The organism is Micromonospora sp. CA-259024 (assembly GCF_050936255.1).
In the GTDB taxonomy this organism is placed as follows: Bacteria; Actinomycetota; Actinomycetes; order Mycobacteriales; family Micromonosporaceae; genus Micromonospora.
Window position 1 is genome coordinate 232,366 of the sequence record NZ_JBNJND010000001.1, and the last position, 14,241, is coordinate 246,606.

Consider the following 14,241-nt stretch of genomic DNA (forward strand, 5'->3'; position numbering starts at 1 on the left):
ACCATGCAGGTGCTCTACACCGCGTCCGCGACCGCCAGCGGCGACGGCCGCGACGGCCACGTCGAGACCTCCGACGGCACGTTCACGCTCGACCTGGCCGTGCCGAAGGAGATGGGTGGCGCCGGTGGCGGCGCGAACCCCGAGCAGCTCTTCGCCGCCGGCTACGCGGCCTGCTTCCACGGGGCGCTGCGGCTGGTGGCCCGCCGGGCCAAGGCCGACGTGACCGGGTCGGTCGTCGGCGCCGAGGTCGGCATCGGTCCGAACGGCAGCGGCGGCTTCGGGCTCACCGTGCAGCTCGTCGTCGACCTGCCCGCCGTGCCCCGCGACACCGCCGAGCAGCTGGTCGAGCAGGCCCACCAGGTCTGCCCGTACTCGAACGCCACCCGCGGCAACATCGACGTCGCACTGACCGTCCGCGAGACCCTGGCCGCGTGACGTCGCGGGCCCGGGCACGAACCGCGGACGAGAGGACGACCACCCCGTGACCAGCAACCGCGAGATCCACCTGGCCAGCCGCCCCCAGGGCTGGCCCACCGAGGACAATTTCCGGCTCGTCGAGACCGACGTCCCGACACCCGGCCCGGGCCAGATCGTGGTCCGCAACCAGTACATGTCCGTCGACCCGTACATGCGCGGACGGATGAACGACGTCAAGTCGTACGTGGCACCGTTCGCGGTCGACGCGCCGCTCGACGGTGGCGCGATCGGCGAGGTGGTGGCCAGCCAGGCGGCGGACATCGCCGTCGGGGCCACCGTCCTGCACGGGCTGGGCTGGCGGGAGTACGCGCTGCTCGACGCCACCGCCGCCCGTACGGTCGATTCGAACCTCGCCCCGGTCAGCGCATACCTCGGCGTGCTCGGCATGACCGGGCTGACCGCGTACGCCGGGCTGCTCGAGGTGGCCGCGATGAAGCCCGGCGAGACGGTCTTCGTCTCCGCCGCGGCCGGCGCGGTCGGTAGCCTGGTCGGCCAGATCGCCAAGCTCAAGGGTGCCGGCCGGGTGGTCGGCAGCGCCGGCTCGCCGGCCAAGGTCGAGCGGCTGCGGGCGTTGGGCTTCGACGCCGCTTTCGACTACCACGACGGGCCGGTCCGCGACTCGCTGCGGGCGGCCGCGCCGGATGGCGTCGACGTCTACTTCGACAACGTCGGCGGCGATCACCTGGAGGCGGCGATCTCGGCCATGAACCTGCATGGCCGGGCCGCCATCTGCGGCATGATCGCGCAGTACAACGCCACCGAGCCGCCGCCCGCGCCGCGCAACCTGGCGCTGGTCATCGGCAAGCGGCTCACCCTGCGCGGCTTCCTGGTCAACGACCACAGCGACGTCCGCGCGGCGTTCGTCCGCGACGTCGCCGGCTGGCTACGCGAGGGCACGCTGTCCTACGACGAGACGATCGTGGACGGCATCGAGAACGCCCCGGCGGCGTTCCTCGGCCTGTTGCGCGGCGACAACCTCGGCAAGATGCTCGTCCGGGTGTGCGGAGAGGCCCCCTGTTGACGCCTGCGGCATAGCAAAGGCGCCATATTGGCAGGAACAGCACCAACGGCACCGACGGTGGCCGGCCCCACACGGGCCGGCCACCGTCGTGTTCGGGAGGGATAGGCTGGCGGCATGACGGTGGCGGTACGGGTGATCCCCTGTCTCGACGTGGATGCCGGGCGGGTGGTCAAGGGGGTCAACTTCCTCGACCTGCGTGACGCTGGCGACCCCGTGGAGTTGGCCGCCGCGTACGACCGGGCCGGTGCCGACGAGCTGACCTTCCTCGACGTCACCGCCTCCTCCAGCGACCGGGGCACGATGCTCGACGTGGTGCGCCGCACCGCCGAGTCGGTGTTCATCCCGCTGACCGTCGGTGGCGGGGTGCGGCAGGTCGCCGACGTGGACACTCTGCTGCGCGCCGGGGCGGACAAGGTCGGCGTGAACACCGCCGCCATCGCTCGTCCGGAGCTGATCGCCGAGATCGCCGACCGGTTCGGCCGCCAGGTGCTCGTGCTGTCCCTCGACGTACGCCGGGCGCCGGGCGGCGGTACGCCCAGTGGCTTCGAGGTCACCACGCATGGCGGCCGGCGCGGCACCGGGATCGACGCGGTGCGGTGGGCGCGCCGGGGTGCCGAGCTGGGCGCGGGGGAGATCCTGCTCAACTCGATGGACGCCGACGGCACCAAGGCGGGTTTCGACCTGGAGTTGATCGCCGCGGTGCGAGCGGTCGTGGACGTGCCGGTGGTGGCCAGCGGGGGTGCCGGTGAGGTGGCCCACTTTCCGCCCGCGATCGGTGCGGGCGCGGACGCCGTGCTCGCCGCCAGCGTCTTCCACTTCGGCGAGCTGACGGTGGCCGAGGTCAAGGACGCGCTGCGGCACAGCGGCCACCCGGTGCGCTGAGCCGGTCAGTGCCCGCCGGAGTGCCCCTCGGGTGACCGGCGGGGCGTAGGAATCGAGCGGACGGCGTACTCCTGGACGGCCGCCGCGTGGTCGGCCTCGTCCAGACTCCACTCGGCCCTGCCCGGTGCGTGCCGGCGGGTCAGCACGCCCTGCACGGTGTCCACCATGGTCGCCACGCCGGCGCGCGGCCGGGTACGCCAGAGCTGCTCACCCTCGGCGGTGATCCGGAACCAGCCGTCGGTGACGCTGACCAGGCCGGCGCCGACCAGCCGCTGGACCGCGGCCTCCACCTCGTGTCGCTGCGGGATCGCGTGGTTGAGGTGGTCGGCGGTGGAGAGCACGTCGGTCAGGCGGACCCCCTCCGGCCGACGACTGGTCGCCGACCGACGGTGTCGTCCGGCGCCGCTCGCGATGACCAGCGACACGAAGATCCAGGCGTCCGTCCAGCGCCAACCGTTCTCCCCCATGCAGAGATGATGACGGCGCGCGTCGCGGAAGGGAACACCCACCCTCCATCCGGCACACTGCGCCACCACGCCGTACCGTTTCGCGGACGGTCGGTGCGGGCTCAGCCGGCGGGAGCGGGCGCGGCGGCGCCCGGCGCGGGCGCGTCGGGCCCGGGTGCGGTGGCGTCGGCGGTGGCCGCCGCGTCGGGCACCGAGAAGAGCGGGATGAAGAGCTGCGCCAGCGGACCGATGGCCAGCGCGTACGCGACGGTGCCCACGCCGACCTTGCCGCCGAGCAGCCAGCCCAGCGCCAGCACGGTGACCTCGATGACGGTGCGCACCAGCCGGATCGATCGGCCCGGCCGGCGGGCCACGAAGCCGGTCATCAGCCCGTCTCGGGGGCCGGGCCCCAGCCGGGCGCCGAGGTAGAGGCCGGTGGCGGCGCCGTTGGCGACGATGCCGGTGATCAGCAGCGCGATCTGGACGCCGAGCGGGCCGCCGGAGGGCAGCAGGGCCAGGGCGGCGTCCACGACCAGACCGATGACCACGACGTTGCTGACCGTGCCGAGGCCCGGCCGCTGTCGCAGCGGGATCCAGAGCAGCAGCACCAGTGCGCCGACGCCGATGGTGACGGTGCCGAAGGAGAGCCCGGTCAGCTCGGACAGCCCCTGATGGAACACGTCCCACGGGTCGAGGCCCAGGTCGGAGCGGATCATCAGGGCCATGCTGGCGCCGTAGAGGGCGAGCCCGAGGTAGAGCTGGACCAACCGTCGAACCGGCCGGTGCCGCAGATTGCCAATCAGTGCCATGCATGCCACTCTAGGTGCCAATCCTCGCGGAGGAAGAAGCCAATATTCGAGGAGTGGCCATGACTGGTCAGGTGCGTGGCGTCCAATTGGCTCGCCTGCTCGGGCAGTGGCACGCCCTGCCGGGCCGTCGGCGCAGCCCCGACTACGCCGCCCTGGCCGGCGCGGTCCGTGGTCTGCTCGCCGACGGCCGGCTGCCGCTGGGCGTCCGCCTTCCCGCCGAACGGGAGTTGGCCGAGGCGCTGCGGATCAGCCGGACCACGGTCACCGCCGCGTACCGGCAGCTGCGCGAGACCGGACACCTGGCCAGCCGCCGGGGCGCCGGCAGCTGGACGATGCTGCCGGGCAACCACCGGGTGGCCAGCACCGGCCTGTGGACCCCGCTGGACGACCACGAGATGATCGACCTCGGTGCGGCCGCGCCGGCCGCCCCGCCGCAACTGCTGACGGCCGCCCGGGCCGCCGCCGAGGACCTGCCCCGCTACCTGGGCGGAGCCGGCTACCACCCGACCGGCATCATCGAGCTGCGCGAGGCGGTGGCCGACGCGTACACCGCCCGGGGTCTGCCCACCTCGGCCGACCAGATCATGGTCACCAGCGGCACCCAGCACGCACTGGACCTGGTGTTGCGACTCGCCCTGGCACCGGGCGGCAGTGTGCTGGTCGAGTCCCCGACCTACCCCAACGCGCTCGCCGCACTGGCCGGCCGGCGCGCCCGGATCACCACCCACGGTCTGGCCGCCGACGCCGGCGGCTGGGAATCCGACCTGCTCCTGGGCAGCCTCCGACAGACCCGGCCCAAGCTGGCCTACCTGATCCCGGAGTTCCAGAACCCGACCGGGCACCTGATGCCGGCGTCACTGCGCGAACGCGTGGTGGCCGCCGCCCACGCCGTCGGCACCGACCTGGTCATCGACGAGTCCTTCGTGGACCTGCCGCTGGACGGCACCGAGCTGCCGCCCCCGGTGGCCACCTTCGACCGGCACTCCCGGGTGGTCTCGATCGGAGGGATGAGCAAGCCCTACTGGGGTGGCCTGCGGATCGGCTGGGTGCGCGCCTCCGCGCCGCAGGTGCAGCGGCTGGCGGCCGTGCGGGTAGGGGTGGACATGGCCAGCCCGGTGCTGGATCAACTGGTCGCGGTGCACCTGCTCGCCGACGCCGACGCCATCGTCGCCGATCGTCGCGTCCAGTTGGCCGCCCAGCGCGACGCCCTGCTCGGCGCGCTGGCGCAGCAGCTGCCGGACTGGCGGGTCACCGTGCCACGGGGTGGCGTGACCCTCTGGGCCGAGTTGGACGGCCCGGTCTCCAGTGCGCTGGCCCGTGCCGCCGAGGAGGTCGGCGTACGACTGGCACCCGGCCCCCGGTTCGGCCTGGACGGCACCCTGGAGCGCTTCCTGCGGCTGCCGTTCACCCTGCCCGCCGCGGACCTGGTGGAGGCCGTCGGGCGGATCGCGGCGGTCCGCTACGACCTGGACCGGGCCGGCCGTCAGCGGTGGCGGGAGCCGGCCGTCATCGCCTGAGGCCCCCACCGCGCCGCGCGGGAGTGTCGGGTGGATCGGCGGCGCGCCGCCGGCGCGGGCACCACCGGCTCGCGCCGGCCTGCCAGACTGTCGGCCGTGGCGGATGGCGGCAGGACGCGGCGTGCGTCGCGGATGCGGGTGATGACCGAAGGTTCCACGGTGACCCCGCTGGAGCTCTTCTTCGATCTGGTCTTCGTCTACGCGCTCACCCAGGTGACGGCGCTGATGGCCGACGACCTCACCGCGCGTGGCCTGCTGCGAGGGCTGCTCCTGCTGGCCCTGCTCTGGTGGTGCTGGTGCTGCTACGCCTGGCTGGGCAACACCGTCCGGGCCGATGAGGGCCTGGTACGGGTGGTGCTCTTCGCCGTGATGGCCACCATGTTCGTGGTCGCGTTGACCATCCCGGAAGCCTTCGACGACCTGCCTGGTGGGCTCTCCGGCCCGGTGGTCTTCGCCGCCTGCTACCTGGTCGTCCGGGTGCTGCACCTGGTCCTCTACTTCTTCGCCGCGCGCGGTGACGCCGGGCTGCGCCGACAACTGCTGCGCGCCGCACTGCCGATGCTCGCGGGCGCACTGCTGCTCTTCTCCGCGGCGCTGGTGCCGCAGCGGCTGACCGACTCGCCGCAGCAGGTCGGCACGATCCGCACGGTGCTGTGGGTGCTCGCGCTGGCCGTCGACTACGGCGGGATCATGGCGATCGGGGCGCGGGGATGGCGGATCTTCTCCGCCGCGCACTGGACCGAACGCCACGGCCTGATCATTATCATCGCGCTCGGCGAGTCGTTGGTGGCCATCGGCGTGGGGGTCACCGCGCTGCCCATCTCCTGGCCGATCATCATCGCCTCGGCGCTGGCTATCACGGTCACCGCCGCGCTCTGGTGGGCGTACTTCGACGTGGTGTCGATCGCGGCCGAGCGGGTGCTCCAGCGGGCCGAGGGCGCCGCCCGCGCGGGGCTGGCCCGCGACTCCTACACCTACCTGCACCTGCCGATGGTGGCCGGCATCATCCTGCTCGCCCTCGGGTTCAAGAAGGTGCTGGCGTACGTGGGGGACGATACCGAGCACGACCTGAGCGACCCGCTGCACGGGCTGGGTCTGCTGGCCCTCTACGGCGGCGTGATCCTGTACCTGCTCGCCCACCTCGGCTTCCGGCTGCGCACCATGCGCTCGGTCAACTGGCTACGGGTGGTGACGGTGCTGCTGCTGGTCGTCCTGCTGCCGGTTGCCGACCGCCTGCCGGCGCTGGCCGCGCTGGGTCTCCTGGCCGCCGCCTGCGCCGTGATGGTGGTCGCCGAGGTGGGGCTGTTCGGCACCGCCCGCCGCGAGCTACGGGACACCTTCCTCGCCGAGCACGGCGCGGGGCCCGCACCCGGCGACTGACCGAGCAGGACACCCCCGAGGCCGACCGGACACCGTGGCGGGGCGGCACCTGTGACGCCGGTGGTCCCGCACCCCAAGGGTGGGCGGGACCACCGACGGCGGACTCAGAGCTCGGCGAGGGTGCCGGCGTACATCTTGTCGATCTCGGCGGCGAAGTTGCTCTCCACCCCACGCCGCTTGATCTTCAACGACGGTGTGATCTCGCCGTCCTCGATCGTCAGGTCGCGCGGCAGGATCGCCACCTTCTTGATCGTCTCCCAGCGGTTGAGCTGGGCGTTGAGCTGGGCGACGTACTCCTCGACCATCGTCTGGGCCTCCGGTGAGGCCACGATCTCGGTGTAGCTGCGCCCCTCCAACGGACCGCCGGCGACCCAGCCCCGGATCGCGTCCGGGTCCAGCGTGACCAGCATCGTGCAGAAGTTGCGGGCCTGACCGACGACGACCGCCTGCGAGGTGTACGGACAGATCGCCTTGAACATCCCCTCGATGTGCGACGGTGCGATGTACTTGCCGCCCGAGGTCTTGACCAGGTCCTTCTTGCGGTCGGTGATGCGCAGGTATCCCTGCTCGTCGAGGGTGCCGATGTCGCCGGTACGGAAGAAGCCGTCCTCGGTGAACGCGGCGGCGGTCTCCTCCGGCAGGTTGTGGTAGCCGCGCATCACCGGCCGACCACGCACCAGGATCTCCCCGTCGGTGTCGATCCGGCACTCCAGGTCACCCATCGCCCGGCCCACCGTGCCGATCCGCAGCCCGGAGGGCGGGTTGACGAAGTTGCCGGCACTGGTCTCGGTCAGGCCGTAGCCCTCGGAGATCGGCAGGTTCGCCGCCGCGAAGAAGGTGGCGATCTCGGGGCTCAGCGGCGCGGCACCGGACACCAGCACCCGCATCCGGCCACCCAGACGGGCCTGGAGCTTGCTGAACACCAGCTTCTCGGCCAGCCCGTAGCGCAGCCTCAGCCCGCCCGGCACCGGCTTGCCGGCCTGTTCCAGGGTCACCTTCTCCTTGCCGACCCCGACGGCCCAGGCGAAGATCTTCGCCTTCGCGCCGCCGGCGCCCTGCGCGGTGGTCACCGCCCGGTTGTAGACCTTCTCGAACACCCGGGGAGCGCCGCACATCAGCGTCGGGCGGATCACCGACAACAGGTCGACCAGCTTCTCCACCCGCCCGTCGACGTAGGTGGGCAGCCCGACATGGATGGCACCGCAGAGCAGCGTCTTTCCGAACGAGTGGGCCAGCGGCAGCCACAGGTACTGCAGGTCGTCGTCGCGCAGCAGCCCGACCTCCGCCTGCGCCACGGCCTCCCAGCACCAGCCGCCGTGCAGCAGCTCGACGCCCTTCGGCCGGCCGGTGGTGCCGGAGGTGTAGATCAGGGTGGCCAGGTGGTCCGGGCCGATGCCGGCCACGAGCATGTCGATCAGATCCGGCTCGGCGGCCAGCGCTCGGGTGCCCCGCTCCTCCAACTCGGCGAGCGTCAGTTGCGGAATCGCGGCGGCCGGGTCGACGGCGCCGTCGAGGAGCACCACGTGGGTCAGCGCGGGCAGGGTCGCGCCGGCGATCTTCGCCGCCTGCGCCGGGTTCTCCGCGAACAGCACCTTCGACCCGGAGTCGGCGATGATGTACGTCGCGTCCGCCGGCTCGGTGGTGGGGTAGACGGTGGTGGTCGCACCGCCGGCGCACATGATGCCGAGGTCGGCGATCACCCAGTCCAACCGGGTGTTGGCGAGGATCGCGACCGGGTCCTCCTGGCCGACGCCCAGACCGTGCAGGCCGGCGGCGACCGCCTTGGCGCGCTGGCCGACCTGGTCCCAGGTCAGCCAGACGGGCCCCGAGTCGTCGGGGGCCGGGGAGGCGAACGCGTCCCGGTCGGGGGTAGCCGCCACACGCTTGAGGAACATGTCCGGGATGGAGCGGTACGGTACATCGAGAGCCATCGCTGTAGCCGCCTTCGGGGGTGGTGGCGTGACGGTCGTCACGTCATGGTGGTTACCGAAGAGTATTGCCTGGCACCGTGCATCGGCTAGCCCTGGTGATCGTCCGGCCGGCCCATCCCGCCAATCGGTACGGTCGGATCAGGCGTACCGGGCAGCCACGAGTGACCAGTCGTAGGTGGCCCGCACCCAGTTGCGCCGGGTGGCCAGGGCGTGGCGCAACCTGTCGTCGCCGCTGGCCAACAGTGCTTTCTCCGCGTCCAGGTACGCCGCCAACCCCTGGTTGAACCGGTCCGCCGCGGCCCGGAGCGCGGCCGCCTCGTCCGTGCCGCTGTCGTGGGCGATCACCGTCACCAGGTTGTGCGCGTCCGGGTCGGCCCGGCTCTCCTTGCCGTAGGAGAAGAGGTCGTTGCACCAGCAGACCAGGTCGACCGCCAGCAGATCCAGGGCGACCAGCGCCGGATCGGCGCGCTGGGCCGGCCCGGGTGGTTGCGCCGACGCCAGGTCGGTCAGGGTGAGGCACGGGCGTACGCCGCCGATGTGTCGCCGTAGCTGCACGTACTCCGCCACGTCGGGCACCCGCCGGCGTTCCCGGTTCCCGGCCTCCCAGAGCAGTGCCAGCAGGTACTCCCGCACCTGGCTGACGAACCGCAGCAGGAGTTCCGGTCGGCCCTGGGCCCGGGTTCGGCGGCACAGGTCGTGCAGCGCCGCGCCGAGCGGGCCGGCATCGTCGGCTGGCGGGCTGTCCGGTTCGCCGCACCGGTCCAGCACGTCGAGCAGGCCGCCGATGGCCGACGCCAGCCGGGCCGGGTCCGCGCCGAGGCCGTCCTCGTCGCAGGCGTCGTCCATCACGAACAGCCAGGAGATCAGGTCGGTGAGCAGCCGCAGCCCGTCCACCGGCCCGTCCGGGCATGCCCGGCCGGCCAGGCCCGCGGCATCGGCCCGTCGCAGCCGATGGACCGGATGGCCGGAATCGATCAGGCCGAAGGCGCGCGCCCACTCGACGCTCTCGGTCGCCACCCGATCCGTGGCCTCGTGGCGCCCCACCGGAAACGGTGGCTCCCGCAGCGCTGAGATCGCGAAACTTCGCACAGTCCGCCCGCCCCCACTCGTGCCGCCCGGCAGGCGCGGCGCGGCGCGGTGAAGCGTACGGGAAGGAGGTATCAGCGGGTGTCGCTGGGTGTGGGAAGTTCCACACTGTACCTGTGACCGCTTATGCGCAGAGAGTCACATGCCCAGGCCGGCGGCGCGTAACCGTCGAGTGGCCTCCGTCGGACCGTCCACTTGGACCCTCGCCACCCGTTGCCGGCCGGAGAGGAACAGGACCAGCTCGGCCGGGGCACCGACCACGCGTAGCCGTTCGCCGCCGCGACCGACGGAGATCTCGCCGTGACCGGGCGCCTGCACGTAGAGGTCCGCCGGAAAGCGGCGCAGTGCCAGGCGGGCCATCGGGGTCGCACGCTTCCAGAGCGTGCGCTGCAGGCCGGCGGGCAGGTCGCGCGGCTGCCACCCGGAGCCGGCGCGCCGCACGTCCTCGTGATGGATGAAGAACTCCATCGTGTTGGCCAACTCGTCGGTCACCGGGTTGCTGACCGGGCTCCACAGCGGCGGTCGCCGTACCTGCGCCACCAGCTCGGGGTAGGGTCGCGCGGCGAGCCGGCGACGGACCCGTTCGGCGTAACCGCGCAGTGGCGCCAGCACGATCCCGCCCGCCGCGTCCGGGCGGCGCTCCCGCAGCACCAGGTGCGCGGCGAGGTCGCGGGTCGCCCAGCCCTCGTTGATCGTCGGGGCGTCCGGCCCGAGGGCCAGCAGGAGATCGGCCAGCGCCTCGCGCTCGGCTCGGGCGTACCGCATGGCCCGATCGTAGGCCCGGCGGACCGCGGGGGCGCGACAGCGGAGGTTGGGTCGGCGCCCGCGGGGCCGCCGCCGTCCGGTACGTGACGGTCGACATATCCGGTCCGGGTCGGCGGCGCCGGTCCGGACCGGTAAGGATGAGGGAGATAATTGCGGCTTACGGCGGGGGAGAGCGTGGCGAGCAGGACAAGTCGGGATGTTCTCAGCCGGGGGCTGGGAGTCCTGCGGCAGGCGATCCGCGAGCAACCACGGATCTTCGCGGTGGCGGTCGTCGGCAGCGTGCTGTTCGGTGGGATGATCATCGTCAGCGCGCGGGTCGTCGGGACGGTCATCGGCGAGGTGGCGCTTCCGGCCATCGCCCGCGGCGAGGTGGGCGCCGGCACCCTGGCGCTGGCCGCCACCGCCCTGTTCGGGATCAGCGTGCTGCGAGTGGCGGGCATCGTCGGTCGCCGGCTCGGCGCCGGCTACATGCAGTACCGCCTCCAGGCCTCCTACCGTCGCCGGGTCACCCGCCGGTACCTGGAGCTGCCGCTGTCCTGGCACCACCGCAACTCCACCGGCACTCTGCTGTCGAACGCCAACTCGGACGTGGAGGCGGCCTGGTACCCCATCGCGCCGCTGCCCTTCGCCGTCGGCACGCTGGTGATGCTGGTCGGCGCGATCGTGTCGCTCTTCGCCACCGACTGGGCGCTCGCGCTGGTGGGCCTCGCGGTCTTCCCCGCGTTGTTCGCCCTCAACGTCGTCTACTCCCGCCGGATGGCGCCCCGGCAGGCCCGGGCGCAGCGCCTGCGCGCCGAGGTCAGCGGTATCGCCCACGAGAGCTTCGACGGCGCCCTGGTGGTCAAGACGATGGGCCGCGAGGCCCAGGAGACCGCCCGGTTCGCGGGCCGCGCCGGCGAGCTGCGTGACTCGTTGATCGCGGTCGGTCGGCTGCGCGGCATCTTCGACCCGCTGCTGGAGACGCTGCCCAGCATCGGCACCCTCGCCGTGCTGGTGGTCGGGGCGTTCCGGCTGCGACAGGGCGCGATCAGCGTGACCGAGTTGGTCAGCGTTGCGTTCCTCTTCACCGTGCTGGCCTTTCCGGTGCGGGCCATCGGGTGGGTCCTGGCCGAGCTGCCGCGCAGCGTCGCCGGCTGGGACCGGGTCCGCCGGGTGCTCGACGCCACCGGCGAGATGCCGTACGGGCAGCGCGTGCTCGACCCGGCCACCGCCGGTCCGGCCACCCTCACCTTCAGCGACGTGCACTTCTCCTACCCGCCGGCCGAGGCGCACGAGCCCGGCGCGCAGGTCCTCGGCGAGGTCGGCTTCACGGTGCCGGCCGGTCGGACGGTGGCCCTGGTCGGGCCGACCGGCGCCGGTAAGTCCACCATCGCCTCGCTGGCGGTGCGCCTCGTCGACCCGGACTCCGGCTCGGTCACCCTGAACGGGGTGGACGTGCGTGAGCTGACCGCCGCGTCGCTGGCCGGCACCGTGGCTCTGGTCGCCCAGGTGCCGTTCGTCTTCGACGACACGGTCCGCGCCAACATCGCCCTCGACCGGCCGGGCATCGACGACGAGGCCGTCTGGGCGGCGCTGCGGCTGGCCGAGGCGGACGGGTTCGTGGCCGCGCTGCCGGATGGTCTGGACACCATGGTCGGCGAGCGGGGCACCTCGCTCTCCGGTGGGCAGCGGCAGCGGCTCACTTTGGCCCGCGCGCTGGCTGGCCGGCCGCGCCTGCTGGTGCTCGACGACGCGACCAGCGCGGTGGACCCGCGGGTGGAGGCGGCCATCCTGGCCGGGCTGCGGTCCTCGACGGCCGAGCCGGGAGTGCCGGCCGCGTCGATCCTGGTGGTGGCGTACCGCCGGGCCACCATCGCGCTCGCCGACGAGGTCATCTACGTGGAGCAGGGGCGGGTGGTGGCCCGGGGCACGCACAGCGAGCTGCTGGCCACCGTGCCCGGCTACGTCGACCTGGTCACCGCCTACGAGCAGGCCGAGGTCGACCGCGCGCAGGAGAGCCCGTACGGCGACGAGGTCGCGCCGCTGCCGTCGGGCCTGGAGATCGAGGTGGACCGGTGAGCGCGAGGAGTGCAGCGAAGTGGAGCCCCGCAGTCGCGAACGAAAGGCGGGCCCGGTGAGTACGACAACAGAGACGACGGACGAGCGGGAGACGCGGGCGGAGACGACCTGGCAGACCCTTCGGCGGGGTCTGGCGCTCTCGCCGGAGCTGCGGACCGGCCTGGCCGGCACCCTGGCCCTGGCGTTGGTCTACATGGTCGGCCGGGTGGCCGTGCCGGTCGCCGTGCAGCAGGGCATCGACCGCGGGATCGTCGGTGGCCTGAATCTTGACGTGGTCTGGTCGGTGGTGGCGATCACCGCGGCGATCCTGACGATCACGACGATCTGCGGTTACCTGATGATGCGCCGGCTGTTCACGGTCAGCGAGACGGCGCTGGCCAACGTACGGACGCGGGCGTTCCGGCACGTGCACGACCTGTCGATGTTGCACCAGCAGTCGGAGCGGCGCGGCTCGCTGGTCTCCAGGGTGACCAGCGACGTCGACCAGATCACCCAGTTCCTCCAGTGGGGCGGGGTGATCCTGCTGGTCAACCTCGGTCAGCTGGTGGTCACCACCGCCGTCATGCTCGCGTACTCCTGGCAGCTGACCCTGGTGGTGTTGGCCGCGTTCCTGCCGGCGGTGTTCGTCATCCGGCAGTTGCAACGCCGCCTCGGCACGGCGTACGCGACGGTGCGTCAGCGCACCGGCACGCTGCTCGGTGCGATCGGCGAGAGCGTGGTGGGCGCGCCGGTCATCCGGGCGTACGGCATCGCGGGGCGCACCGGGCGGCGGCTGGACGAGGCGATCGACGGTCAGCGTCTGGCGCAGCAGCGGGCGATCCGGATCAGCATCGTGGGCAGCTCGGTCGGCGAGTTGGCCGCCGGGCTGGCGCTGGCGGGTGTGGTGGTGCTGGGGGTGACGCTGGGGGTGGACGGCACGCTGTCGATCGGCCAGCTGACCGCGTTCCTGTTCCTGGTGACGCTCTTCATCCAGCCGGTACAGATCGCCACCGAGGTGCTCAACGAGGCGCAGAACGCGATCGCCGGCTGGCGTCGGGTGCTGGACGTGCTGGACGTCGCGCCCGATGTGGCCGACCCGGGGGAGCAGGGGCGGGAGCTGCCGGGTGGGCCGTTGGACATCCGGTTCGCCGGTGTGCGGTTCGCCTACCCGGGTGGCCCGCCGGTGCTGCACGACATCGACCTGGAGATCCCGGCGAAGAGCCGGGTGGCGGTCGTTGGCGAGACCGGAAGCGGCAAGACCACCTTCGCCAAGTTGCTCACCCGTCTGATGGACCCGTCGGCGGGGGCGGTGCTGCTGTCCGGGGTGCCGCTGGCGGAGGTCCGGTTCGACTCGTTGCGCTCCCGGGTGGTGATGGTGCCGCAGGACGGGTTCCTCTTCGACGCGACAGTGGGGGACAACGTCCGGTTCGCCCGGCCGGAGCTGACCGACGACCAGTTGAGCGTCGCCTTCACCGAACTGGGCCTGTCGGACTGGCTGGACGGTCTGCCGGCGGGCCTGGACACGCCCGTGGGCGAGCGTGGCGAGGCGCTCAGCGTCGGTGAGCGCCAGCTGGTCGCGCTGGCCAGGGCGTACGTGGCCGACCCGGACCTGCTGGTGCTGGACGAGGCGACCAGCGCGGTGGACCCGGCGACCGAGGTGCGGTTGCAACGCACGCTGGACGCGGTCACCAGGGGTCGGACCACCCTCGCGATCGCGCACCGGCTCTCCACGGCGCAGGCCGCCGACGAGGTGATCGTGGTGGACCGGGGGCGGGTGGTGCAGCGCGGCCCGCACGACGAGCTGGTCCGCGATGCCGACTCGGTCTACGGACTGCTCTACGCCTCCTGGCTGGAGCAGACCCGGTGACGTGGTCACGTTCCACCTGCGCC

Annotated in this window: 12 protein-coding genes; 7 read left to right on the top strand and 5 right to left on the bottom strand. The window is 72.6% G+C overall.

Annotated features, from left to right (window positions below; all coding sequences use genetic code 11):
* The first annotated feature begins 3 nt into the window (after window positions 1-3).
* From ACQEUX_RS01095 to hisF, 3 genes are all read left to right on the top strand, one after another.
* Window positions 4-435 (top strand): organic hydroperoxide resistance protein, encoded by a 432-nt coding sequence (locus tag ACQEUX_RS01095; RefSeq protein ID WP_433049490.1) that lies wholly within the window; start codon window positions 4-6, stop codon window positions 433-435.
* Window positions 436-481: 46 nt separating this feature from the next.
* Window positions 482-1,498 (top strand): NADP-dependent oxidoreductase, encoded by a 1,017-nt coding sequence (locus ACQEUX_RS01100; protein WP_433039819.1) that lies wholly within the window; start codon window positions 482-484, stop codon window positions 1,496-1,498.
* Between the two features lie 114 nt (window positions 1,499-1,612).
* Entirely contained in the window at window positions 1,613-2,380 is a 768-nt protein-coding gene (gene hisF, locus ACQEUX_RS01105; protein WP_433039821.1) for an imidazole glycerol phosphate synthase subunit HisF, read from the top strand.
* Between the two features lie 5 nt (window positions 2,381-2,385).
* Here hisF and ACQEUX_RS01110 read toward each other — a convergent pair whose 3' ends face one another.
* Together ACQEUX_RS01110 and ACQEUX_RS01115 are read right to left on the bottom strand one after the other, a co-directional pair.
* Window positions 2,386-2,847: a hypothetical protein gene (locus ACQEUX_RS01110; RefSeq protein WP_433039823.1), complete on the bottom strand. Its 462-nt coding sequence runs from the start codon at window positions 2,845-2,847 to the stop codon at window positions 2,386-2,388.
* Between the two features lie 101 nt (window positions 2,848-2,948).
* Complete coding sequence (locus ACQEUX_RS01115) at window positions 2,949-3,635, bottom strand: YczE/YyaS/YitT family protein (RefSeq protein WP_433039825.1); 687 nt, start codon at window positions 3,633-3,635, stop codon at window positions 2,949-2,951.
* A gap of 59 nt (window positions 3,636-3,694) precedes the next feature.
* Here ACQEUX_RS01115 and ACQEUX_RS01120 point away from each other — a divergent pair, with 59 nt between their 5' ends.
* Both ACQEUX_RS01120 and ACQEUX_RS01125 read left to right on the top strand, forming a co-directional pair.
* Entirely contained in the window at window positions 3,695-5,152 is a 1,458-nt protein-coding gene (locus ACQEUX_RS01120; protein ID WP_433039827.1) for a PLP-dependent aminotransferase family protein, read from the top strand.
* Between the two features lie 141 nt (window positions 5,153-5,293).
* Window positions 5,294-6,532 (top strand): low temperature requirement protein A, encoded by a 1,239-nt coding sequence (locus ACQEUX_RS01125; protein WP_433039829.1) that lies wholly within the window; start codon window positions 5,294-5,296, stop codon window positions 6,530-6,532.
* Between the two features lie 104 nt (window positions 6,533-6,636).
* On the opposite strand, the gene ACQEUX_RS01130 is transcribed toward ACQEUX_RS01125, so the two are convergent.
* From ACQEUX_RS01130 to ACQEUX_RS01140, 3 genes are all read right to left on the bottom strand, one after another.
* Window positions 6,637-8,463, bottom strand: a complete 1,827-nt coding sequence (locus ACQEUX_RS01130) for an AMP-dependent synthetase/ligase (RefSeq protein ID WP_433039831.1) — start codon at window positions 8,461-8,463, stop codon at window positions 6,637-6,639.
* A gap of 138 nt (window positions 8,464-8,601) precedes the next feature.
* The gene (locus ACQEUX_RS01135) at window positions 8,602-9,480 is read right to left on the bottom strand and encodes a terpene synthase family protein (RefSeq protein WP_433039833.1); all 879 of its coding nucleotides are present in this window, start codon (window positions 9,478-9,480) and stop codon (window positions 8,602-8,604) included.
* Between the two features lie 207 nt (window positions 9,481-9,687).
* A complete protein-coding gene (locus ACQEUX_RS01140) occupies window positions 9,688-10,314 on the bottom strand; it encodes a TIGR03085 family metal-binding protein (protein WP_433039835.1) in 627 nt (208 codons plus the stop codon).
* A 174-nt stretch (window positions 10,315-10,488) separates the two neighbouring features.
* Here ACQEUX_RS01140 and ACQEUX_RS01145 point away from each other — a divergent pair, with 174 nt between their 5' ends.
* Window positions 10,489-12,372, top strand: a complete 1,884-nt coding sequence (locus ACQEUX_RS01145) for an ABC transporter ATP-binding protein (protein WP_433039837.1) — start codon at window positions 10,489-10,491, stop codon at window positions 12,370-12,372.
* Between the two features lie 55 nt (window positions 12,373-12,427).
* Complete coding sequence (locus ACQEUX_RS01150) at window positions 12,428-14,218, top strand: ABC transporter ATP-binding protein (protein ID WP_433039839.1); 1,791 nt, start codon at window positions 12,428-12,430, stop codon at window positions 14,216-14,218.
* Window positions 14,219-14,241: the final 23 nt, after the last annotated feature.